Source organism: Streptomyces sp. BBFR2, from assembly GCF_044497305.1.
Taxonomy (GTDB): Bacteria; Actinomycetota; Actinomycetes; order Streptomycetales; family Streptomycetaceae; genus Streptomyces.
Map to the genome: position 1 here is coordinate 6,685,634 of NZ_CP172415.1, position 21,644 is coordinate 6,707,277.

Annotated in this window: 19 protein-coding genes and 1 pseudogene; 10 read left to right on the top strand and 10 right to left on the bottom strand. The window is 73.2% G+C overall.

What is annotated here, in order from left to right; all coding sequences use genetic code 11:
- Positions 1-35 precede the first annotated feature (35 nt).
- Positions 36-170: a hypothetical protein gene (locus ACGH2B_RS27605; RefSeq protein ID WP_399095496.1), complete on the bottom strand. Its 135-nt coding sequence runs from the start codon at positions 168-170 to the stop codon at positions 36-38.
- 31 nt (positions 171-201) lie between these two features.
- A pseudogene (locus ACGH2B_RS27610) lies at positions 202-840 on the bottom strand (carbamoyltransferase C-terminal domain-containing protein); the annotation flags it as partial.
- A 457-nt stretch (positions 841-1,297) separates the two neighbouring features.
- Here ACGH2B_RS27610 and ACGH2B_RS27615 point away from each other — a divergent pair.
- Complete coding sequence (locus tag ACGH2B_RS27615; protein ID WP_399095499.1) at positions 1,298-2,047, top strand: dienelactone hydrolase family protein; 750 nt, start codon at positions 1,298-1,300, stop codon at positions 2,045-2,047.
- Positions 2,048-2,199: 152 nt separating this feature from the next.
- Here ACGH2B_RS27615 and ACGH2B_RS27620 read toward each other — a convergent pair whose 3' ends face one another.
- Positions 2,200-2,844, bottom strand: coding sequence for an ATP-binding protein (locus ACGH2B_RS27620; protein ID WP_399095502.1), 645 nt, complete (start codon positions 2,842-2,844; stop codon positions 2,200-2,202).
- Between the two features lie 168 nt (positions 2,845-3,012).
- Between ACGH2B_RS27620 and ACGH2B_RS27625 the strand changes: the two genes are divergently transcribed.
- From ACGH2B_RS27625 to ACGH2B_RS27635, 3 genes are all read left to right on the top strand, one after another.
- Positions 3,013-4,383, top strand: a complete 1,371-nt coding sequence (locus ACGH2B_RS27625; RefSeq protein ID WP_399095505.1) for an NCS2 family permease — start codon at positions 3,013-3,015, stop codon at positions 4,381-4,383.
- 40 nt (positions 4,384-4,423) lie between these two features.
- Positions 4,424-6,148, top strand: coding sequence for an adenine deaminase C-terminal domain-containing protein (locus tag ACGH2B_RS27630; RefSeq protein ID WP_399095508.1), 1,725 nt, complete (start codon positions 4,424-4,426; stop codon positions 6,146-6,148).
- 165 nt (positions 6,149-6,313) lie between these two features.
- Positions 6,314-6,730 (top strand): SSI family serine proteinase inhibitor, encoded by a 417-nt coding sequence (locus ACGH2B_RS27635; protein WP_399095511.1) that lies wholly within the window; start codon positions 6,314-6,316, stop codon positions 6,728-6,730.
- A 12-nt stretch (positions 6,731-6,742) separates the two neighbouring features.
- On the opposite strand, the gene ACGH2B_RS27640 is transcribed toward ACGH2B_RS27635, so the two are convergent.
- The 5 genes from ACGH2B_RS27640 to ACGH2B_RS27660 form a co-directional block, all read right to left on the bottom strand.
- Entirely contained in the window at positions 6,743-6,901 is a 159-nt protein-coding gene (locus ACGH2B_RS27640; protein WP_399095514.1) for a hypothetical protein, read from the bottom strand.
- 96 nt (positions 6,902-6,997) lie between these two features.
- Entirely contained in the window at positions 6,998-7,948 is a 951-nt protein-coding gene (locus tag ACGH2B_RS27645) for a cytochrome c oxidase assembly protein (protein WP_399095517.1), read from the bottom strand.
- 116 nt (positions 7,949-8,064) lie between these two features.
- Positions 8,065-9,090, bottom strand: a complete 1,026-nt coding sequence (locus ACGH2B_RS27650; protein ID WP_399095520.1) for a 6-phosphofructokinase — start codon at positions 9,088-9,090, stop codon at positions 8,065-8,067.
- A 172-nt stretch (positions 9,091-9,262) separates the two neighbouring features.
- Positions 9,263-9,991 carry a type 1 glutamine amidotransferase gene (locus ACGH2B_RS27655; RefSeq protein ID WP_399095523.1) on the bottom strand — a complete coding sequence of 243 codons (729 nt, stop codon included), beginning with the start codon at positions 9,989-9,991 and terminating at the stop codon, positions 9,263-9,265.
- Between the two features lie 29 nt (positions 9,992-10,020).
- A complete protein-coding gene (locus tag ACGH2B_RS27660; RefSeq protein ID WP_399095526.1) occupies positions 10,021-11,259 on the bottom strand; it encodes a MurT ligase domain-containing protein in 1,239 nt (412 codons plus the stop codon).
- A 187-nt stretch (positions 11,260-11,446) separates the two neighbouring features.
- On the opposite strand from ACGH2B_RS27660, the gene def reads away from it, so the two are divergent.
- Positions 11,447-12,004: a peptide deformylase gene (def, locus tag ACGH2B_RS27665; protein ID WP_399095529.1), complete on the top strand. Its 558-nt coding sequence runs from the start codon at positions 11,447-11,449 to the stop codon at positions 12,002-12,004.
- A gap of 117 nt (positions 12,005-12,121) precedes the next feature.
- On the opposite strand, the gene ACGH2B_RS27670 is transcribed toward def, so the two are convergent.
- Positions 12,122-12,766 carry a TetR family transcriptional regulator gene (locus ACGH2B_RS27670; protein WP_399095532.1) on the bottom strand — a complete coding sequence of 215 codons (645 nt, stop codon included), beginning with the start codon at positions 12,764-12,766 and terminating at the stop codon, positions 12,122-12,124.
- 163 nt (positions 12,767-12,929) lie between these two features.
- On the opposite strand from ACGH2B_RS27670, the gene ACGH2B_RS27675 reads away from it, so the two are divergent.
- Entirely contained in the window at positions 12,930-14,156 is a 1,227-nt protein-coding gene (locus tag ACGH2B_RS27675) for an acyl-CoA dehydrogenase family protein (protein ID WP_399095535.1), read from the top strand.
- Positions 14,157-14,257: 101 nt separating this feature from the next.
- Here ACGH2B_RS27675 and ACGH2B_RS27680 read toward each other — a convergent pair whose 3' ends face one another.
- Positions 14,258-15,028, bottom strand: coding sequence for an alpha/beta fold hydrolase (locus tag ACGH2B_RS27680; protein ID WP_399095538.1), 771 nt, complete (start codon positions 15,026-15,028; stop codon positions 14,258-14,260).
- Between the two features lie 338 nt (positions 15,029-15,366).
- Here ACGH2B_RS27680 and gcl point away from each other — a divergent pair, with 338 nt between their 5' ends.
- The 4 genes from gcl to ACGH2B_RS27700 all read left to right on the top strand — a co-directional run bounded on the left by gcl (position 15,367) and on the right by ACGH2B_RS27700 (position 21,518).
- On the top strand, positions 15,367-17,148 hold the full coding sequence (gcl, locus tag ACGH2B_RS27685) for a glyoxylate carboligase (RefSeq protein ID WP_399095541.1): 1,782 nt from the start codon (positions 15,367-15,369) through the stop codon (positions 17,146-17,148).
- 668 nt (positions 17,149-17,816) lie between these two features.
- Positions 17,817-18,044: a hypothetical protein gene (locus ACGH2B_RS27690; protein ID WP_399095544.1), complete on the top strand. Its 228-nt coding sequence runs from the start codon at positions 17,817-17,819 to the stop codon at positions 18,042-18,044.
- A gap of 438 nt (positions 18,045-18,482) precedes the next feature.
- Complete coding sequence (locus tag ACGH2B_RS27695; protein WP_399095547.1) at positions 18,483-18,992, top strand: methylated-DNA--[protein]-cysteine S-methyltransferase; 510 nt, start codon at positions 18,483-18,485, stop codon at positions 18,990-18,992.
- 858 nt (positions 18,993-19,850) lie between these two features.
- Positions 19,851-21,518 carry an MFS transporter gene (locus ACGH2B_RS27700; RefSeq protein ID WP_399095550.1) on the top strand — a complete coding sequence of 556 codons (1,668 nt, stop codon included), beginning with the start codon at positions 19,851-19,853 and terminating at the stop codon, positions 21,516-21,518.
- The last annotated feature ends 126 nt before the right edge of the window (positions 21,519-21,644 follow it).

Below are 21,644 nucleotides of genomic sequence, written 5' to 3' on the forward strand. Positions count from 1 at the left end.
GACACCTCCCGCGCGGGCCCCTTCCGCGGACCGCCCTACGCCGGGCTCGTCCAGTAGCTGGCGGCGCCCGGCCGCCGGCGGCGGGCGAGCGGGTCGTGCACGATCCTCAGCACCAGCCCGGCGGGGGTCACCAGCAGGGCGTAGACGAGGAGAAGCAGCAGTTTGCGCATGGGGTGAAGTCCTTTCGCGGGCGTGGTCCGGTCAGTCCAGCGGGATCGACTCGCGCCAGTCGTGCTCCTCCTCCCAGCGCGGCTGATCGTCCTTCTCCAGCAGGAAGTTGCCGAGGACCAGCACGTCGATATGGGTGCGCATGAAGCAGGTGTAAGCCTCCTCGGGGGTGTTGACGATCGGTTCGCCGCGGACGTTGAACGAGGTGTTGATCAGGACCGGGCAGCCGGTCTCCTCCTTGAAGGCGGTCAGCAGCCGGTGGTACGGGGCGTTGGCCTCCTCCGTCACCGTCTGGACGCGGGCCGAGCAGTCGACGTGGGTGACGGCCGGGATCGTGGAGCGGAGGGTTTTGAGGCGGTCGAGACCGGTGGCGCCGTCCGCCTCGGCCACCAGGCGCTGCGTCTCGGCGATCTGGCCGACCACCAGCATGTACGGGCTCTCCTGGCGCAGCGCGAAGTAGTCCTTGGCGTCCTCGGCGAGGACCGAGGGGGCGAACGGCCGGAACGACTCCCGGAACTTGATCTTGAGGTTCATCGCGGACTGCATCCCGGGATCGCGCGGGTCCCCGAGGATGGAGCGGGCACCCAGCGCCCGCGGCCCGAACTCCGTCCGGCCCTGGAACCAGCCGACGACCGCGCCCTCGGCGAGCCGCTTCGCCACCGCCCCGGCGACGGGCGGGAGGCGGCCGCGGCCGGTGACCGGCGGAATGTGGTGTGTCCGGAAAACGCGTCATCCGAAGGCGCAGAGAAGGGACGCCGCCGGTGGGCGGCACGGAGCTGAGCCGAGCGGAACGGCGCCGGGCCGCGCGGAACGGCGCCGGGCCACCCACCGGGCGTACGGGTCCGTGGCGGTACGGGTCTGTGGCGGTACGGGCGTGCCCGCCGGTGTCCGCCCCTCCCGGGGCGGCGCGTTTCCCGGCCCGTACGCTCATGGCGGATCTTGACCGGCGACCGGGGGGCCGGGCCGGACGCCCCGCTCCCCGTGGCGGGAGCCCGTTCCGCCCGCCCGCCGCGGTTCCTGTCGCTCCATCCGGAAAAACACCGCCCGGCCCCGCGCCGGGGTGATCTTCTGGAGACCTTCACCCGGACCGGGGCTGCGCACCGGCGGCAGCCCGAGGAAGGAACACCCCATGCCCCAGAAGCAGTTGCAGATCCCCACCCCGGACGGCACCGCCGACGCCTTCGCCGCCTTCCCCGACGGCGGCGGGAGCCACCCCGGAGTGCTGCTCCACCCCGACGCCTTCGGCGTGCGGCCCGTCCTGCGCGAGATGGCGCGGGAACTGGCCGGTCACGGCTACTACGTCCTCGTCCCCAACTTCTACTACCGCACCCGCCCGGCGCCGGTGTTCGAGCTTCCCGACCACATCGACGAGGAGTCGCGGCCCGCGCTCTTCGGCCGCATCATGCCGCTGATCGAGGAGTACACCACCGACCGCGCGCTGCGTGACGCCGACGCCTACCTGCGGTTCCTCGCCGAACAGCCCGAGGTCTCCGCCGGGCCCGTCGCCGCGATCGGCTACTGCTTCGGCGCCATCCTGGCGATGCGCACCGCGACGGCCCACCCCGACCGGGTCGCCGCCGTCGCCGGGTTCCACCCCGGCCCGCTGGTCACCGACGAGCCCGACAGCCCGCACCGCCTGGTGCCCGAACTGACCGCGCGGGTCCACATCGGTCTCGCCGAGGGCGACCTCTCCCCGGAGGGCATCGAGGAGCTGAACCGCGCCCTGGACGCCGCGGGCGTCAGCCACACCACCGAGATCTACCCGGACGCCCTCCACGGCTTCACCATGTCCGACACCGCGGCCTTCGCCCCCGCCGCGTACCAGCGCCACTGGGACCGCCTGCTGCCGCTCCTCGACGGCGCGCTGCACAAGGGCTGACGAGGAGACGTACGGCCGCGGCGCCCGCGAGGGACGGCCCGGCGCTCCGCCCGCCCCCGCCGGGGGACCCGCGGTGCGACCGGGACCGGTCCGCGCGGGCGCCGCGGCCGTTCCTCCTCACCGGCAGGGGGCGGCGCGGCGGTCTCCCCTGGTCAGGGGCGCGGACGCGTCCCGTGGCCGCGCCGGTCGTCGAGGCGGAGGGTCAGCTCCGGCCAGTGCGCGGACCACCGGGCCGCCTCCGCCTCGGTCGGTGACCACCGCGGTCCCAGGTCCGCGTCCGGCAGGAAGTGAACCCGGGTCCCGGTGGTGCCGTCGCCCGCGACGGGTTCCAGCCCGGTCACCGGCACTCCGTACGCGTAGCGCCGCCGCCAGGCGCCGTTGGCGCGGCGGTTGGTGTGCGTCAGCCACGGGCACAGCGCCGCGACGACGGACATCCCCCGGCGCGGCTTCCCGTCCGGCAGGCGTTCCGCCGCGGGGGAGCGGAAGAAGCGGAGGTCCTCCGTGGACATGACCGGCTTCTGAACGGCCCGCCCGTCCTCGTCGAACCGGGTGTCGGTGCCCCGCCCGTCGTCCGCCACCGCGACGGAACCGTCCGGGTACAGGGTGACCACGCACCGCCCGCCGCCCCGGTCCGCCGCCTCGTCGGCGGCGTGGGCGAGCACTTCGAGGACGAGGTGGACCGGCCCGCCCGGAGCGAACTCGGCGGGCCTGCGGCGGATGAGCGCGAGATGCGCCTCGTCCACGGCGGCGGCCCAGTCATGGGTGGTGTTGGTCCAGGATTCCCTCGGTTCGCCCATCGGCCAAGTATGCGGCGGCGGGGCGGACCGTGGCCCCGCCCGGGCCTTCCCCCGGCGTCCCCCGCATGGCATGCTGTCTGCAACCGGTCTCTGCAACCGGTTTCACGGCACTCGGCAGCAGCCGGGGAGAGACTTCCCGGAGCTGCCCCGTCCTCCTCCGAGGTGTTCATGCCCCCTACCGACGCACGCGGCGCCGGACCCACGGCCCCGGCCACGGGGCCCGAGGCGCCCGCCTCCCGCCTGGAGCGGCTCTTCCGGCTCCGGGAGCGCGGCAGTACACCGCGGACGGAGGCGCTGGCCGGACTGTCGATGTTCGTGGCGGCCGCCTACGCGGCGGTCGTCGTGCCCAGCCAGCTCGCCAAGGCCGGAATCCCGCACGGCGCGGCCACCACCGCCGTCCTGATCGCGATCGTCCTGGCGACGCTGGCGATGGGCCTCGTCGCCAACCTCCCCTTCGTCGTCGCCCCGGGGCTCGGCGGCGTCGCCCTGCTCGCCGTCACCATCGTCGGCCAGGACAAGGTCCCCTGGGACGCCGCACTCGGCATGGTCCTCTGGTCCGGCGTCGCCTTCCTGCTGCTGACCGCGCTCGGCATCCGCGACCTCATCACCCGCATGATGCCGCTGAACCTCAAGCACGCCATCAGCGGCGGCCTCGGCCTCTACATCGCGCTGATCGGCTTCCGCGACAGCGGGCTGGTCAAGGCCCGCCCGGACAGCGCCGCGCTCACCGTCGGCGATCTCGCCGCCCCGGCCGGACTGCTGGCGCTCGCCGGACTCGTGCTGCTCACCGCCCTCGCCACCCGCAAGGTCCCCGGCGCGTTCCTGATCACCATGGCCGCGGTCACCCTCGCCGGCATCCCGCTCGGCGTGACCCACCTGCCCGACCACCTCTTCGCCCTGCCGTCGAGCCCCGGCCCGGCCGTCTTCCACATCGACGTGTTCGGCGCCCTCAAGCCCGAGTACTTCCCGTACATCTTCGCCTTCTTCGTCTCCGAGTTCTTCTCGATGACCGGCACCCTGCTCGCCGTCGCGGGCCGCGCCGGACTCACCGACGCGGACGGCAACCTCCCCGGCGTCCGCAAGCCCTTCTACGTCGACTCCGGCGCCGTCATCGGCGGCGCGGCCCTCGGCGCGCCCAGCATGACCGCCTACCTGGAGTCCTCGGCGGGCGCCGACAGCGGCGCCCGTACCGGCCTCGCCTCTCTCTGGGCGGCGCTCGGCTTCGCCGCGCTGCTGCTGGTCACCCCGTTCGCCACGCTCATCCCGTCGGCGGCCACCGCCCCGGTGCTGATGTACGTCGGACTGACCATGCTCGGCGCCCTGCGCAAGATCGACTTCACCGATCCGACCGACGCCGTCCCCGCCGCCCTCACCGTCGCGACCACGCTCTTCTTCGGCAACTTCGGCACCGGCATCGCCGTCGGCCTGACCTCCCACGTCCTGGTCAAGGCCGCCGCCGGACGCTTCCGCGAGATCCCGTGGGGCCTGTGGATCGTCCTGATCCCGCTCGGCTACTACTTCTTCACGCTCGCCACCTGACACCCGCGCCCACACGCTTTCCGTACGAGGAGACGCACCCATGACCTCCCCCCGCCCGCACGACCTGAGGATCAGCGGCGGCCAGGTGGTGTCCAGCTTCACCGGCGAACGGTTCGCCGCCGACGTCCTGGTCCGTTCCGACCTGATCAGCGGCGTCCTGCCGCCCGGCACCCCCGCCGACGCCCACGAGCACCTCGACGCCACCGGTCTGCTGATCGCGCCCGGCTTCGTCGACGCGCACATGCACATCGAGAGCTCGTTCCTCACCCCGCAGACCTTCGCCGCCCTCACCCTGGCCCGCGGCACCACCACCGTCCTCGCCGACCCCCACGAGATCGTCAACGTCGCCGGCGCCGCCGCCATGCGCTGGATGATCGACGCGGGCGCCACCACCGCCCAGACCCAGCTCTGGGGCGTCCCCTCCTGCGTCCCCGCCCTGGAGGGGCTGGAGCACGCCGGGGCGAGCCTGAGCGCCGACGACATCGACACGATGCTCGGCTGGCCCGGCGTCATCGCCCTCGGCGAGGTCATGGACTACCGCGCCGTCGTCGGCGGCGACCCGCGGATGCGCGACGTGGTCGGCGCCGCCCGCCGCCGCGGCATGATCCTCGACGGCCACTGCCCCAACCTCAGCGGCGCCGACCTCAGCGCCTACCTCGCCACCGGCGTCGACTCCGACCACACCAAGAACCGCACCGAGGTCGTCCTGGAGAAGGCCCGCCTGGGCATGCTGATGATGCTCCAGGAGAAGTGCCTGCTCCCCGAGGTCGCCCAGGCGCTCCTCGCACTCCCGCAGCTCCCGCCGTTCTGCCTGGTCACCGACGACCTCGCGGCCGACCACATCCTCGCCCACGGCCACCTCGACCACATCGCCCGCGTCGCCGTCCGCGCCGGCTTCCCCGCCGAGGCGGTCCTGCGCGCCCTGACCTGGAACCCGGCCCAGCGCCTGCGCCTGTACGACCGCGGCGTGGTCGCCCCGGGCAAGCGCGCCGACCTCGTCCTCCTCCGTGGCGAACTGGCCGCCTTCGACCCGGCGCTCGTCCTCGCCGGCGGCCGCGTCGTCGCCCGCGACGCCGTCGCCGTACCGGAGACGGCCGCCCCCACCGCCTCCGCCGACGCATCCGGCGCCCTCACCGGCACCGTCCACGTCGAACCGCAGGACGCCGACGGCTTCCGCTGGCACACCGACCTCCCCGACGGCACCCACCGCTTCCGCGCCCTGCGCCTCAACCCCCGCGACACCTACACCGAGGAGGACGCGCTCGACCTGCCGGTCCGCGACGGCGAGGTGCGATGGGAGGGCCGCGCCACCGTCGTCCGGGTCCGCAACCGCTACGGGCGCGCCGGACGCGTCTTCGCACCCCTGCTGGGCCGCACCCTCACCGACGGCGCCCTGGCCACCACGTACGCCCACGACAGCCACAACCTCGTCACCATCGGCACCTCCCGCGCCGCGATGGCCGCCGCCGCGCGGGACGTCGTCGCCACCGGCGGCGGGGTGGCCGTCGCCCACGGCGACCGGGTGGTGGCGAGCCTGCCGCTGCCGGTCGGCGGCGTGATGTCGCCCGCGCCCGCCGAGGAGACGGTCCGCCGCTCACAGGCGGTCCGCGACGCCCTCGACGCATGGGGCTGGGACCACCTCAACCCCTTCATGAGCGTCTCCACCCTCACCCTCGCCGTCTCCCCGAGCCTGAAGATCACCGACCGGTCGCTGGTGGACGTGGTCCGCCGCGCACCCGTCGGCCCGCTCGCCGACGGCGTCTGACGGGCCGCCGCGCACCCGGGCGCCGTTGGGGCGACCACACGGCGAGCCCGCTTGCCGGACCGGCCCGCGCGCGGTGCGCTGAGGCGGATACCGGCGCGCCCGGCCACCACGCCAGGCCGGGCGCGCCCGGTGTCGCCCACCCCCACGAGCGCCAGGAGATGCCCCATGTCCGTCAGCCGACGCCGCCGAGCGGCCCGCGCCGCAGCGGTCACCGCCGCCGCCCTCGTCACCGCGGTGACCTTCACCCCGGCCACCCCCGCCGACGCCGCCACACCCCAGGAGGACCGCGGCGTCTTCCTCACCGTCTCCGACACCGCCCACACCTGGATCCGCGGCGTCCTGCTGCGCTGCCCCGACGGCCGCGACCACCACCCCCGGCACGACGCCGCCTGCGCCGCGCTGACCTGGGCCCGCGGCGACCTCGACGCGCTGCGCGGCACACCACACGCCTGCACCAAGCAGTACGCCCCGGTGACGGTCACCGCCGAGGGGGAGTGGCGCGGACTGCGCATCGACTGGCAGCGGACCTTCGCCAACGCCTGCACCATGGACGCCGCCACCGGCCCGCTGTTCCGCTTCTGACCGCCGACGCCCTCAGTAGCGCTGGGACACCACCATCGCCGCGGTCACCAGCGCCACCACCACCCAGGTGAGCCAGACCCACGGATCACCGCCCAGCGCCGCGCTGTACGCGGTCGCCACCACCAGACCGGCCACGGTGAGCCCGGTCATCGTCCTCGTGGATCCGCTCATCGGCGTACCTCCTCACGCGGGCCGCGCCACAAAGGCGGCGGGCCGCGGCCCGGGACCATCGTCCCCGGCCGCGGCCCGTACCGCCATCCGTCCCCGTCAGCGCCCGCGCGCGTTGAGCGACGCCAGATACGCGTTGTAGTCCGCCAGGTCCTGGTCACCGTTGCGGTCCGCCGCCCGGTCCGACCGCTGCGACTGCCGCTCCTCGGACCGGTACCACTGGTAGACCAGCGCGATCAGCACCACCACCGACGGGATCTCGCTGAACGCCCACGCGATACCGCCGGCCGCCATCTGGTCCGACAGCGCGTCGATGCCCAGCGAGGCCGGCGGGTGCAGATACGTGTCCACCATCGGCTCGGTGCCCATCATCAGCGCGATACCGAAGAACGCGTGGAACGGCATGCCCGCGAACAGCTCCAGCATCCGCATCACGTAGCCGGGCCGGTGCGGCCCCGGGTCCACGCCCATGATCGGCCAGAAGAACACCAGGCCCACCGCCAGGAAGTGCGCCATCATCCCGATGTGCCCCACCCGCGACTCCATCAGGAAGTCGAAGAGCGGCGAGAAGTACAGCGCGTACAGGCTCGCGATGAACAGCGGGATGGTGAACGCCGGATGCGAGATGATCCGCACGTACCGGCTGTGCAACAGCGCCACCAGCAGCTCCCGCGGGCCCTTGCGGCCCCGCCCGGCGGCCGGCAGCGCGCGCAGCGCCAGCGTCACCGGCGCCCCGAGCAGCAGCAGGATCGGCGACAGCATGGAGATCACCATGTGCTGCACCATGTGCACGCTGAACATGACCATGCCGTAGTCGTTGAGCTCGGTGCACATCACCAGCGCGATCGTCAGCACACCGATCACCCAGGCGACGGTCCGTCCCACCGGCCACGCGTCACCGCGCCGCCGCAGCCGCGCCACCGCCCAGCCGTACAGCACCAGCGCCGCCAGGCACCCGACGAGAAAGAACGGATCACCGCCGAACTCCATCCCCCGCCCCAGCGTGAACGGCGGCAGATCCATCGTCATGCCGTGCCCGCTGTGATCCATCCGCTCGCTCCTGATTCGTACCGATACTCCGGCGACCAGACTAGAACCGCCCCCGGTGCCTGCCTCGGCCGGGGGCGGTTCGCACGGCGCGCCTCACACCGGGGCGCGGCCGCCTCTCACAGCACGCACTCGGCCTCGTCGTAGCGGTCGCCCGGCACCGTCTTCAGCGTCTCGACCGCCTCCGCCAGCGGCACCAGCGTGATGTCCGTGCCGCGCAGCGCCGTCATCATCCCGAAGTCCCCGCGGTGCGCCGCCTCCACCGCGTGCCACCCGAAGCGGGTCGCCAGCACCCGGTCGTACGCGGTCGGCGTCCCGCCGCGCTGCACATGCCCGAGGATCACCGGGCGGGCCTCCTTGCCGAGCCGGTGCTCCAACTCCCGCGCGAGCTGCCGCGCCACCCCGGCGAACCGCTCATGCCCGTACATGTCGGTGTCACCGACCTCGAACCGCATCGACCCCTCACGCGGCTTCGCGCCCTCGGCCGCCACCACGATCGCGAACTTCTTGCCCGCCGCGAACCGCTCGCCGACCCGCGCCGTCAGCTCCTCGATGTCGAACGGCCGCTCCGGCACCACGATCGCGTGCGCGCCCGCCGCCATCCCCGAGTGCAGCGCGATCCACCCGGTGTGCCGCCCCATCACCTCGACGATCAGCACCCGCTGATGCGATTCGGCGGTCGTCTTGAGCCGGTCCAGCGCCTCCGTCGCCACGCCCACCGCGGTGTCGAAGCCGAACGTCACATCGGTGACCGCGATGTCGTTGTCGATGGTCTTCGGTACGCCGACGATCGGCAGCCCGGCGTCCGACAGCAGCCGCGCCGCCTTCAGCGTGCCCTCGCCGCCGATCGGGATGATCGCGTCCAGACCCAGGTCCGCGACGTGCCCGCGGGCCCGCTCGACGCCGTCGCGCAGATGCGCCGGCTGCACGCGGGACGAGCCGAGGATGGTGCCGCCCAGCGCCAGGATGCCGCCGACGGCATCGAGATCGAGCTTGCGGTAATCGCACTCCAGCAGACCGCGCCAGCCGTCGTGGAAACCGATGACCTCATCGCCGTGGTCGGCCGTGGCACGGTGGACGACGGAGCGGATGACGGCGTTCAGACCGGGGCAGTCGCCACCGGAGGTGAGTACACCAATACGCATGCCAGAAACCCTCTGCAACGTAGAGCGGGGAGGCCCGGACCCCGTCGTCCGGTGGGGATGGCGTTCACCCTACAAGCGCGGGGCCCGCACGCACACGTACGCCCGCGGTGCGGGACCGCGGGCGTACGGGGAGGGAGCGCGGCCGCGTGGGGGACGCCCCGCGCGGCGGCCGTCAGGTGGTCGCGGTCGCGGCGGCGATCCGCTCCTGGCGCAGCGCCTCGTACCACCGGTCGTCGGCCGGGGGCAGGGCGTTGACGTCCAGCGCCAGCTTCAGCAGCAGGTCCGCGATGTGCGGGTTGCGCGCCATCACCGGGCCGTGCATGTAGGTGCCGAAGACGGTGTCCTGCCAGGCGCCCTCGAAGCCGTCGCCGACGCCGTTGCCGTTGCCGAACCGGACCTTCGCGAACGGGCGGGCCGTCGGCCCCAGGTGCGTGACGCCCTGGTGGTTCTCGAAACCGGTCAGCGGCGGGAGGTTGAGCTGCGGGTCGATGTCGGCGAGGACGTCACCGACGCACCGCTCCGCCTCGCCGCGGGTGCTCACCACGTCGAGGAGGCCCAGGCCCTGCTGCTGCTTGTCCTGGTCGTTGATGAACTCGTGGCCGAGGATCTGGTACCCGGCGCAGACCGAGAAGACGATCGCGCCGTTGGAGACCGCGCGGTTCAGCCCGCCGTCGCGCAGCAGCCGCTCGGCCGCCAGCCGCTGCGGCCGGTCCTCGCCGCCGCCGATCAGGTAGATGTCACCGGAGGTGGGGATCGGCTGGTCGGACCGTACGTCGAGGCGCTGCACGTCCAGGCCGCGCTGCCGGGCCCGGCGCTCCACGACCAGTGCGTTGCCCTGGTCGCCGTAGGTGCTCAGCAGGTCCGGGTAGACCCACACCAGCCGCAGGCTGTTGTCGCTCATTCTCGCTCGTCCTTGTCGTTCCATCGCCATCAGTTGCCCACGCGCCGGCGCAGGTCCTGGAAGGCCGTGTAGTTGGCGATGACCTCGATCCGGCCGGGCGGCGCCATCCGCACCGCCTGGTCGAGGCTGTCGCAGACCTCGAAGTCGAGCCCCGCGACCTCCAGGCGGACCGCGAGGTCCAGCTTCCGGTCGCCCAGGACGAACAGCGGGTGTCCGGCGAGGCGGGTGTAGTCGACGTCCCACAGCCAGGAGGTGTCGGTGCCGTCGGCGCCCCGGGCGTTGACGGACATGATCACCGGGGTGGGCGGCGGGTCGATCAGCGAGAACGTCTCCAGCCAGCCGGCCGGGTTCTTCGCCAGCAGCAGCCGCAGCTCCCGCTCCATGAACGACACCACGTCGTACCGGCCCGCGACCGCCTGCACGCTGTACATCCGCTCCAGGGCCACCTGCGGGGGCACGCCGAAGGCGGCGGCCACCGCGGCGGACGTCGTGGCGTTCGCCTTGTTCGCGCGGCCGGGCAGCTGGAGCTTGATCGGCCAGGCGCTGCCGTGCGGGTCGAGGACGTAGTCGCCCGACAGGGCCCAGCTCGGCGTGGGGCGGCGGAAACCGCACTCACCGCAGAACCAGTCGTCGTCGGGGCGCTGCATCACACCACCGCAGGAGGGGCACGACCAGGCGTCGTCCTTCCACTCCTGACCGGCGGCGACCCACACCACGTTCGCCGAGGACGAGGCCGCCCAGACGATCAGCGGGTCGTCGGCGTTGGCGATGATCAGCGCCTTGGAGCCGGAGAGGCCCTCACGCCAGTGCTCGGCCAGCATGCGGGTCTCCGCCGCCCGGTCGAGCTGGTCACGCGAGAGGTTCAGCAGCGCTATGGCCTTGGGCGTGACGTCCCGCGCCACCCCGGCGAGGTACTTCTCGTCGACCTCGATCACGCCGAACTTGGCGTCCGAACCGCCCGCCAGCGCGGAGGTGATCCCCGCCGGCATGTTGGCGCCCAGCGCGTTGGAGACCACCGGGCCGCCGGCCCGCAGCGCCTCGGCGATCAGCCGGGTCGTGGTGGTCTTGCCGTTGGTCGCGGACACCAGCACGACGTCCAGATGACGCGCCAGCCGGGCCAGCAGGTCGGGGTCGAGCTTGAGCGCCACCCGGCCGCCGATCACCGATCCGCTGCCGCGGCCCGCCGCGCGCGATACCGCCGCCGCGGCTCTGCCCGCCGTCACGGCCAGCTTGGCCCGTGGCGACAGCGGCTCCGTGTTGCCTGCCATCGTCCTTGATCCTCCTTGCATCCGGCGCCCGCCTGCCCTCCGGGCTGCCGGTGGAACGCCTCCCCCGCGGCCGACGGCCGGCCGGGGGCTCCGGTCGGGGATCAGCCTATCGAGATCCGGGCCCGTGCCCGAACCCCGCCACCCCTGCGGCGTCACCCTGCGCAGGGGGAACCGTACGCTGTTCCCCATGCCGTCCCGCACCATCCCCGGCCGCACCGGGCACCCGCGTCCCCTCCGCCTCCTCGGCGACTCGGTCCTCGCGGCCCCCTGCCGGGAGGTCACGTCCTTCGACGGCGAGCTGGCCCGGCTGATCGAGGACATGTTCGCGACGATGTACGCGGCCCGGGGCGTGGGCCTGGCCGCCAACCAGATCGGCGTCCCGCTGCGGGTCTTCGTCTACGACTGCCCCGACGACGAGGACCGCCGCCACCTCGGACACATCGTCAACCCGCGTCCGGCCCGGATGGACGGGCCGGTGCTCCGCGGCCCCGAGGGCTGTCTGTCGCTGCCCGGTATCGAGGCGGGCACCCCGCGCCACGACGAGGCGGTGGTCGAGGGCGTCGACCGCACCGGCGCACCGGTCCGGATCGAGGGCACCGGCTTCTTCGCCCGCTGCCTCCAGCACGAGTGCGATCACCTGGAGGGCGGTCTCTACGTGGACCGGCTCACCGGGCTGCGCCGCCGCCGCGCGCTGCGCGCCGCGGCGCGTGCCCCGTGGGCGAAGGAGGCGGCGGCCGGCCGCTGAGCGCGCGTTACGCGAAACCCCGGTCCCCGGGCGGACGACGGGACGCCCCCTGCGTTCGTCGTCACCGAGCGCGTTCGGCTCCGGTCTCCGGGCGGACGGGGGGCGCCGCGGGCTCCGTCAGAAGCCGGGCCCGTCCGGCCGGTCCTCGATGGCGGCGAGCTGGCCCCACAGCAGATCCGTCAGATGGGTCACCAACTGCTGCCGTGAGCAGGGGCGTTCGCGCAGCCACCAGTCGCCGGCGGCGTGCATCATGCCGACGATGCCGTGGCCCCAGACGCGGGCCTTCTCCTCGCCCGCCGGGCCGAGCGCGAGGCGTTCGCTGATCACCTCCGCCAGCTCCTCGCCGAGGCGGCGCAGCAGCGGGGCGGAGTGCCGTCCGACGTCGAACCCGGAGTCGGCGGGGGTCGCTCCGTCGGCCGGGTGCATCAGGAAGCGGTAGACCTGCGGGCGGGTCTCGATGGCGAGGAGATAGGTGTCGAGGGTGGCCTCGACCCGTTCGCGGCGCGGTACCGGGGAGGCCAGCGCCGCCCGGAGCCCGGCCAGCAGGCCGTCGGTGTGGCGCACCGCGAGGGCGCGGTAGAGGCCGCCCTTGTCGCCGAAGTGGCGGTAGAGGATCGGTTTGGTGATTCCGGCCTCGGCGGCGATGGCGTTCATCGACGCCTCCGGGCCGTCGCGCAGGACGATCCGCTCGGCCGCCTCCAGCAGCTCGCGCCGCCGGTCCGCGGTCGTCTGCCGCCGGCCGTCCCGCTCGGTGCTCTCCATGGTCCAGCTCCCCGCCCTTGTGTATCCGTGGTGCTCGCGCAACGTAACACCCGTGCCGCGCGGTGCCTGCCGCCAGCGGGGGAGTTGACACGTTTACTCACGGGTAACAGACTCCTGTTACCGTAAGTAACGCCTGGATGGGGCGCGTACCGCTGGAGGGGACATGGCCGAGTTCATCATGGAGCTGAACGACGAGCAGAAGGAGGTCCGGGACTGGATCCACGGCTTCGCCGCGGACGTCATACGTCCCGCGGCCGCCGAGTGGGACGAGCGTGAGCAGACGCCCTGGCCGGTCATCCAGGAGGCCGCCAAGATCGGCATCTACTCGCTCGACTTCTACGCCCAGCAGTACTTCGACCCCACCGGCCTCGGCATCCCCATGGCGATGGAGGAGCTGTTCTGGGGCGACGCCGGCATCGCCCTGTCGATCGTCGGCACCGGTCTCGCCGCCGTCGGCGTCCTCGCCAACGGCACCGAGGAGCAGATCGGCACCTGGATCCCCCAGATGTACGGCACCCCGGACGACGTCAAGGTCGCCGCCTTCTGCTCCTCCGAGCCCGACGCCGGCTCCGACGTCGCCTCGATGCGCACCCGCGCCGTCTACGACGAGGCCAAGGACGAATGGGTCCTGAACGGCACCAAGACCTGGGCGACCAACGGCGGTATCGCGGGTGTCCATGTCGTCGTCGCCGCCGTCGACCCGGAGCTGGGCTCCAAGGGGCACGCCTCCTTCATCGTGCCGCCGAACACCCCGGGCCTGTCCCAGGGGCAGAAGTTCCTCAAGCACGGCATCCGCGCCTCGCACACCGCCGAGGTCGTCCTGGACGGCGTCCGCGTCCCCGGTAGCTGCCTGCTGGGCGGCAAGGAGAAGCTGGACGAGCGCCTCGCCCGCGCCCGCGAGCGGGCGAAGGGCGGCGGTGAGCGGGTGAAGAACGCCGCGATGGCCACCTTCGAGGCGTCCCGCCCGGCTGTCGGCGCGATGGCCGTCGGCACCGCCCGCGCCGCGTACGAGGAGGCCCTGGAGTACGCGAGGACCCGGGAGCAGTTCGGCCGCCCGATCATCGACAACCAGGGCGTCGCCTTCCAGCTCGCCGACATGCGCACCTCCGTCGACGCGGCCCGGCTGCTGGTGTGGCGGGCCTCGTGGATGGCGGTCAACGGCAAGCCGTTCACGGCCGCCGAGGGGTCGCAGTCGAAGCTGTTCGCCAGCGAGACCGCCAAGAAGGTCACCGCCCAGGCCATCCAGATCCTCGGCGGCAACGGCTTCACCCGGGAGTACCCGGTCGAGCGGATGCACCGTGACGCCGCGATCTACACGATCTTCGAGGGCACCAGCGAGATCCAGCGCCTGGTGATCGCCCGGACGCTCTCCGGGATGCCCATCCGCTGACCCCCGAGGGGCGCGCCGCCACGGCCGCGCGCCCCGTACGGACTCCGGACCGCCGGTACCCCTGACACCCGGGGCCGGCGGTTTCCGCAGGTCCGGGCGGCCTACGCCAGCGCCTCGGCCGTCGCCCGCGCGAACGCCTCCGGGGCGTCCAGCATCATGTTGTGCCCGCACCCGGGCAGGCCCACGACCGTGACGCCCGCCGCGGTCAGCCCGTCCGCGCCGGGGAACGGCCCGTCGTCGGTCGGGTACAGGAGCGTCCGGGGGACGGTCAGGGCGCACAGCGTCTCCCGGACGGAGGGCGTGGAGCCGCGGACCAGCTCCACGGCGCTGCGGTGCAGCGCGTCCCGCCCGGCCAGCCGCATGGTGGCCCACCATTCGCTGCCCGCCGCGGCGGCGGTCTCCGCGTCACCGGCCGCGAACTCCCCGGCCGTCCGCGCCGCGATCCCGCGGCTGCCGCCCGCGCCCCGCTCCGGCTCCAGCGCGTCGAGATTGGGGTCGACCAGCACCAGCCGCGACACCAGCCGCGGATGGCGCGCCGCGAGCAGTACGGCGACGGTGCCGCCCATGCTGTGCGCCACCACCTGCGCGCCTTCCACCTCCGCCGCCTCCAGCGCCGCCGCCACCGCGTCGGCGTGCGCCTCCATCGTGTACGCGAACGCCGCCGGCCGGTCGCTGATACCGAAGCCGAGCAGATCGAGCAGGAGCGCCCGTGCGCCGGTGAGCAGCGGGTGCGCGGCGGTGGCGCTCCAGTAGACGGGGGAGGAGGCGCCGAGCCCGTGCAGGTAGAGGCGGGCGGGCCGCTCCGTCCCGTCGTCCGGGTGCTCGATCCAGCGGATGCGGTCGCCTGCGGGGGTCACAGCGGCATGGCGCACGGGCGGTACTCCTGATCTCGGCGGGTCCGGGCGGGTCGCCCGGCGGCCGTCCTCCGGCCGGGCGTGACGGTACCCGCCACCCGAAACGGGTTCGCGGCAGGGGTGCCGGTGTTCTGAACTCCCTTTCCAGGTAGGGGAGTTGAGGCGCGGGGGTGAGGTCGCGGCGGATGGCCGCGCCGACCGGGGCGGGCGCCGTCACCACGGGATCTCTTGACGGGTGCGGGGCCGCGCTCTACTTTCCTTCCATAAAGCAAAACATTAATTCCATGATGCGGAATTAAAGAGTTCCGGCTCCGGGCCGGACCACGCCCCTGACAAGGCCGACGCAGGAGTACGCGATGCCTCGAATGACAGCCGCCCGCGCCGCGGTGGAGATCCTCAAGCGGGAGGGCATCTCCCACGCCTTCGGAGTGCCGGGCGCGGCGATCAACCCCTTCTACGCGGCGCTCAAGGCCGCCGGCGGGATCGACCACACGCTCGCCCGCCACGTCGAGGGCGCCTCGCACATGGCCGAGGGGTACACCCGCACCCACCCCGGCAACATCGGCGTCTGTATCGGCACCTCGGGCCCGGCCGGCACCGACATGATCACCGGCCTGTACTCCGCGACCGGCGACTCGATCCCGATCCTCTGCATCACCGGCCAGGCACCGGTCGCGGTGATGCGGAAGGAGGACTTCCAGGCCGTCGACATCGCCGCCATCGCCGGGCCCGTCACCAAGGCGGCGACCACCGTCACCGAGGCCGCGCAGCTCCCCGGCGTCTTCCAGCAGGCGTTCCACCTGATGCGCTCCGGACGGCCCGGCCCGGTCCTCATCGACCTGCCGATCGACGTCCAACTGACGGAGATCGACTTCGACCCGGAGACCTACGAGCCGCTCCCCGCCTTCAAGCCGGCCGCGACCCGCGCCCAGATCGAGAAGGCGCTCACCCTCCTCAACGCCTCCGAACGCCCGCTGATCGTCGCCGGCGGCGGCGTCATCAACGCCGACGCGGCCGACCTGCTGGTCGAGTTCGCCGAACTGACCGGCACCCCCGTCATCCCGACCCTGATGGGCTGGGGCGTCCTCCCCGACGACCACGAGCTGAACGCCGGCATGGTCGGCCTGCAGACCTCGCACCGCTACGGCAACGCCACCTTCCTGGAGTCGGACTTCGTCCTCGGCATCGGCAACCGCTGGGCCAACCGCCACACCGGCGGGCTGGACCTCTACACCCGGGGCCGGAAATTCGTCCACGTCGACATCGAGCCCACCCAGATCGGCAAGATCTTCGCTCCGGACTACGGCATCGCCTCCGACGCCAGGGCCGCCCTGGAACTCTTCGTCGAGGTCGCCGAGGAGCTGAAGGCCGCGGGCAGGCTGCCCGACCGCGGCGCGTGGGCCGCGGCCACCCAGGAGCGCAAGGCGCAGCTCCAGCGCCGCACCCACTTCGACAACGTCCCGATCAAGCCGCAGCGCGTCTACCAGGAGATGAACAAGGCGTTCGGGCCCGACACCCGCTACGTCACCACCATCGGCCTCTCGCAGATCGCGGGCGCGCAGATGCTGCACGTCTACAAGCCGCGCCACTGGATCAACTGCGGCCAGGCCGGACCGCTCGGCTGGACCATCCCCGCCGCCCTCGGCGTGGCCACCGCCGACCCGGACACCCCGGTGGTCGCGCTCTCCGGCGACTACGACTTCCAGTTCATGATCGAGGAGTTGGCGGTCGGCGCCCAGCACCGCATCCCGTACGTCCACGTCCTGGTGAACAACGCCTACCTGGGGCTGATCCGTCAGGCGCAGCGCAACTTCGACATCAACTTCCAGGTCAACCTGGAGTTCGAGAACATCAACACCCCCGAGCTGGGCGTCTACGGCGTCGACCACGTCAAGGTCGCCGAGGGCCTGGGCTGCAAGGCGATCCGGGTGACCGAGCCGGAGCAGTTGCTGCCCGCGTTCGAGGAGGCGAAGAAGCTCGCCGCCGAGTACCGCGTCCCGGTGGTCGTCGAGGCGATCCTGGAGCGGATCACCAACATCTCGATGGCCGGAGCCGAGATCGACAAGGTCAACGAGTGGGAGGAGTTGGCCACCGAGCCCGGCCACGCCCCCACGGCGATCAAGCCCCTGAAGGTCTGACGCCCCTGGGCCCCTCTCCGCGCCGCCCCCTCCCGTACGCGCCGCCTCCTCCGTACGGGCCGGCCCCGTCCTGGAGCGCGACCGCAGCCGCGCCGCCCTCCTCCGGCACCTCCCGTACGGGTACGGGGCGTCGGCCGGGCGCTTGCCCGGCCGACGCCCTCGGGGTCGGACCTCACCCGGCGGCCGGGCGAAGACGTCGCCGGTCCGGCCCGTACGGATGCCGGGGCGCCGGGCGCGGCCCGCACCCGCGAGGGCCGGGCCCCTACGGGTGCGGGCCTCGCGCAGATGCCCGCCGCGGTGCACCGGGCGCCGCCATGAGCCGGGCCTGCGGTTCCGTACGGCGCGCGCCGGGTGTCCGGGGATGGCGTGACGACCGTCACCCCTACCGACCGGAACACCACTGTCCGGTTCACCGTTCAACTGGATGCGGGTCCCGGAGGGACAGTGTCCCCGGGCCTCACCTTCCGCCTGTGGGGACGATCGTCCGGCTGAAGCCCCACAGTGCCTTTCGCCGAGAGGCGACCGCCTCCGGGGCCCGCACCTCAGCCGCCCCGGCCGGCTCCCCCCGTCCGGCCGGGGCTTCCCGCTTCCCCGCTCCGTCCCGTACGGGACACGGGCGGGCGGCGGTCCGACATGCGAGGCCGCGGACCCCGTCGCAGTCTGGAGGCATGACCGAGCACCCGCCCGTCATCGTGCATCCGCCGTCGCCCTCCGGGGGGCGCCGTGTCACCGTGCACGGCCAGATCGTGGGTCTGGCCCACGGCCGCGGCGATGTCGCCGAGTTCCTCCGAAGAGCGGGGCTCGGCGAACCGGCCGAGGACATCACACTCGACGACCCGAACCTCGTCGAATGGCGCGGCGGCGACCTGAACGACTGGCCGCTGCCACCGGCCTGACCGGCTCCGCGCCCGGCCCGATCGGTTCCGTTTCCGGCCTTACCGGCCTTACCGGCTCCGCGTCCGGTTCGATCGGTTCCGTTTCCGGCCCGGCCGGCTCCGCGTCCGGTTCGGTCAGCTCCGTTTCCGGCCCGGCTGGCTCCGCGTCCGCTTCCATCGGTTCCGTTTCCGCCCGACCGCCTTGCCTCCTGGCGTGCCCGCCCGCCTGACCTCGCCCTGCACCCGGCGTCCGGGCCCGGCCCGAGCCGCCGGACCGCCCGGCCGGGGCCGGCACGGGCCTCGGCCACCGCGCCCCGGCCCGTCCCGCCCACGGTCTCCGACCTCGCCCTCCGGGCCCCGGCGGCCCCGAGAGCCATGTCCGATTTCCGCCAGCGAGAGCCTTCGCCGTACCGCACAGTGGAGCGTGCACGACGGAGAATCTCAGGAACGGACAGCCTCATGACCCACTACGCCACGTACGACAGCCCGCTGGGCGAGATCCTCCTCGTGGGCGAGGAGTCGGCGACGGCGGTCGGCGGCACCGCGCTGACCGCACTGTCCCTGCCCGGCCAGAAGGGCGGCGCCACCGTCCAGGACGGCTGGGCCCACGACCCCGCGGCCTTCACCGAGGTCACCCGCCAACTCCGTGCCTACTTCGCGGGCGAACTCACCGTCTTCACCCTCGAACTCGCCACCCCCGGAACGGAGTTCCGCAGGCGCGTCTGGCAGGCCCTCGACGCCATCCCGTACGGCACGACCACCAGCTACGGCGAACTGACCGCCGAGATCGGCGCCGCGCCGGGCGCCGTCCGCGCCCTGGGGAGCGCCATCGGCGCCAACCCGGTCCTCATCGTCCGGCCCTGCCACCGGGTGATCGGCGCCGACGGTTCCCTCTCCGGCTACGCCGCCGGCCCCGAACGCAAGGAGCGGCTGCTCCGCCTGGAGCACGCCCTGCCCCGCACCGTCTGACCACCGGCGCGCCCCGCCCGTCGCCGGGGCGCACCCCCGCACCACGACTGCTCGGCGGGCAGTTCCGGCACGGCGTCAGCACGGTACGGTCCGGCCGCCGCCACTCCCTCGGCATCGTCTTCCGCGACGCCCGACCCGTGACGGACGGTAGCCGCGTGTGCGGGGTCGGGTGACGGGCCCGATCCCGGTGATCGCCCGCTGACGGAGCGTCGTGTCGCGCCCCCGTACCGCTCGCGGCCAACTCGTTGTCAGTGGTGTGGTGTTGACTGGTAACCGTGGTCGGACGAACCGCGCTCCTGGCGGTACGGAATCCGTCCGGCCGCCGGTGAGCCGGGTCCGTGCCCGGCCGCGCCGCCGGCCGTCCGGCCGGACCAGCAGCCAAAACGCCATCGGGGGAGGGCTGATGACGGGGAGAAACCTGACAGCGGTCGGGTCAGTGACGGAGATCACCCGCGGATCGCGGGGCGGACGGGATCATGTCGGAATACGGTCACGGCATACAACGTTCGGTATGCATGTACCTGGTCCCCCACCCGGGGATCCGGTGTCCTGACCTCGCCCCACCGAAGCCACGCCACCGCACCAACACCCTTGTCCCGCACGGACGTTGCCCGCCGCGCGCGGTGACGCCCCGTCACCGCCGCTCCCGGCGTACGCTGCCGGTCCCGGGCCGCTCGGCCCGTGGAACCGCCGCCCGCCGGACGGCGTGAGACATCGTGTGCACCCCGGTCCGTCCCATGGGCACGGCCACATCCGCGGCGCCACTCGCCGCGTTCGAGATTGACCCGGACCGTCCGACCGCATCCGGCCGGACGGACCTGATCCGTATCCGTTCCACTCCGCCCGGAGGCCCCAGGCATGACCCAGACGACGACGGAACAGCCACCTCGGAGCGCGCCGCCCATGGCCGCGTTCCCGGTGCCCGACCCCGGGAAGGAGCGGAGAACCGGCGGCATAGTCCCCGTTCTCGCCTTCTGCGGTATCGCCGTCGCGGTGATGCAGACCCTGCTCGTGCCGGTCATCAAGGACCTGCCCACGCTGCTGCACACAGCGCCCAGCAACGCCACCTGGGTGATGACCGCCACCCTGCTCTCCGCCGCCGTCGCCACGCCCATCATGGGGCGCCTCGGTGACCTCTCCGGTAAGCGCCGGATGCTCCTCGCCAGCCTCGCCGTCATGGTCCTCGGCTCGCTGATCTGCGGCTTCACCGACAACCTCATCGTCATGATCGTCGGCCGGGCGCTCCAGGGCTTCGCGATGGGCGCCATCCCGCTCGGCATCGGCATCATGCGCGACGAACTCCCCAAGGAACGCCTCGGCTCGGCGATGGCCCTGATGAGTTCGTCGGTCGGCGTCGGCGGTGGCCTCGCCCTGCCCGTCGCCGCCCTCGTGGCCCAGAACACCGACTGGCACGCCCTGTTCTTCCTCTCCGCCGGGCTCGGCTCCCTGGCGATGCTGCTGACCCTGCTCGTCGTCCCCGAGAGCGCCGTCCGGGCGCCCGGACGCTTCGACCTGCTCGGCGCCCTCGGGCTCTCCGCCGGCCTGATCGCGTTACTCCTCCCGATCACCAAGGGCAGTGACTGGGGCTGGGGTTCGCCCACCACCCTCGGACTGTTCGGCCTCGCCGCGCTGATCCTCGCGCTGTGGGGCGTGATGGAACTCCGCCGCGCCGCCCCCCTCATCGACCTGCGCACCAGCGCCCGCCGCGAGGTCCTCCTCGCCAACCTGACGTCCATCACCGTCGGTGTCGCGTTCTACGCCATCTCGCTGGTGCTGCCCCAGGTGCTCCAGCTCCCGAAGTCCACCGGCTACGGCCTCGGTCAGTCGATGCTGGTCGCCGGATTGTGCGTCGCGCCGCTCGGCCTGACGATGATGATGATCGCCCCGGTCTACGCCCGTCTCGCCGCCCGTTACGGCCCGAAGGTCACGCTGCTGCTGGGCATGGTGATCATGGGCATCGGCTACGGCGCCGGCATCGGCCTGATGAACGCCCCCTGGCAGACGATCATCATCGCCGTGGTGGTGGGCGCCGGTATCGGCCTGGCCTACTCCTCACTGCCCACCTTGATCATCGGCGCGGTCGACCCGTCGGAGACCGGCGCCGCCAACGGCCTCAACACCCTGATGCGGTCGATCGGCACCTCCATGTCGAGCGCCGTCATCGGCATGGTCCTGGCCCGTATGTCCACCGCCCACGGGCCGGTCTCCTACCCGACGATGGCCGGCTTCCGGGTCTCCTTCATGATCGCCACGGGTGCGGTGCTCCTCGGCGTCCTCTTCGCCGCCTTCCTGCCCTCCCAGCGCCACGTCGCCCGCCCCGCCGGGGGCGGCGGCGAGACGGCCGGTATGCGCGGCGCGGTCCACACCGCCTCCGGTGCGCCGGTGGCGGGGGCGAACGTCACCCTCATAGACCGGCGCGGCCGCCAGGCGGACGCCACCACCGACGCCGGGGGCCACTTCGCCCTCCCGGACCCGAACCCGGACCCGGCGCGCCGCGCCCGCCGGGGGCGGCACCGCCGTCACTGACACCGACGGTGCGCGTCCGGCCGCACCGCCACCGGCCCGGACGCACCGCCGCCTCCGGCGGCCTGACCGCAGGGCACCCGAACCGCGGCGCCCGGTCGCTCGCCCGCACCTCCCGCACCGCCTTCG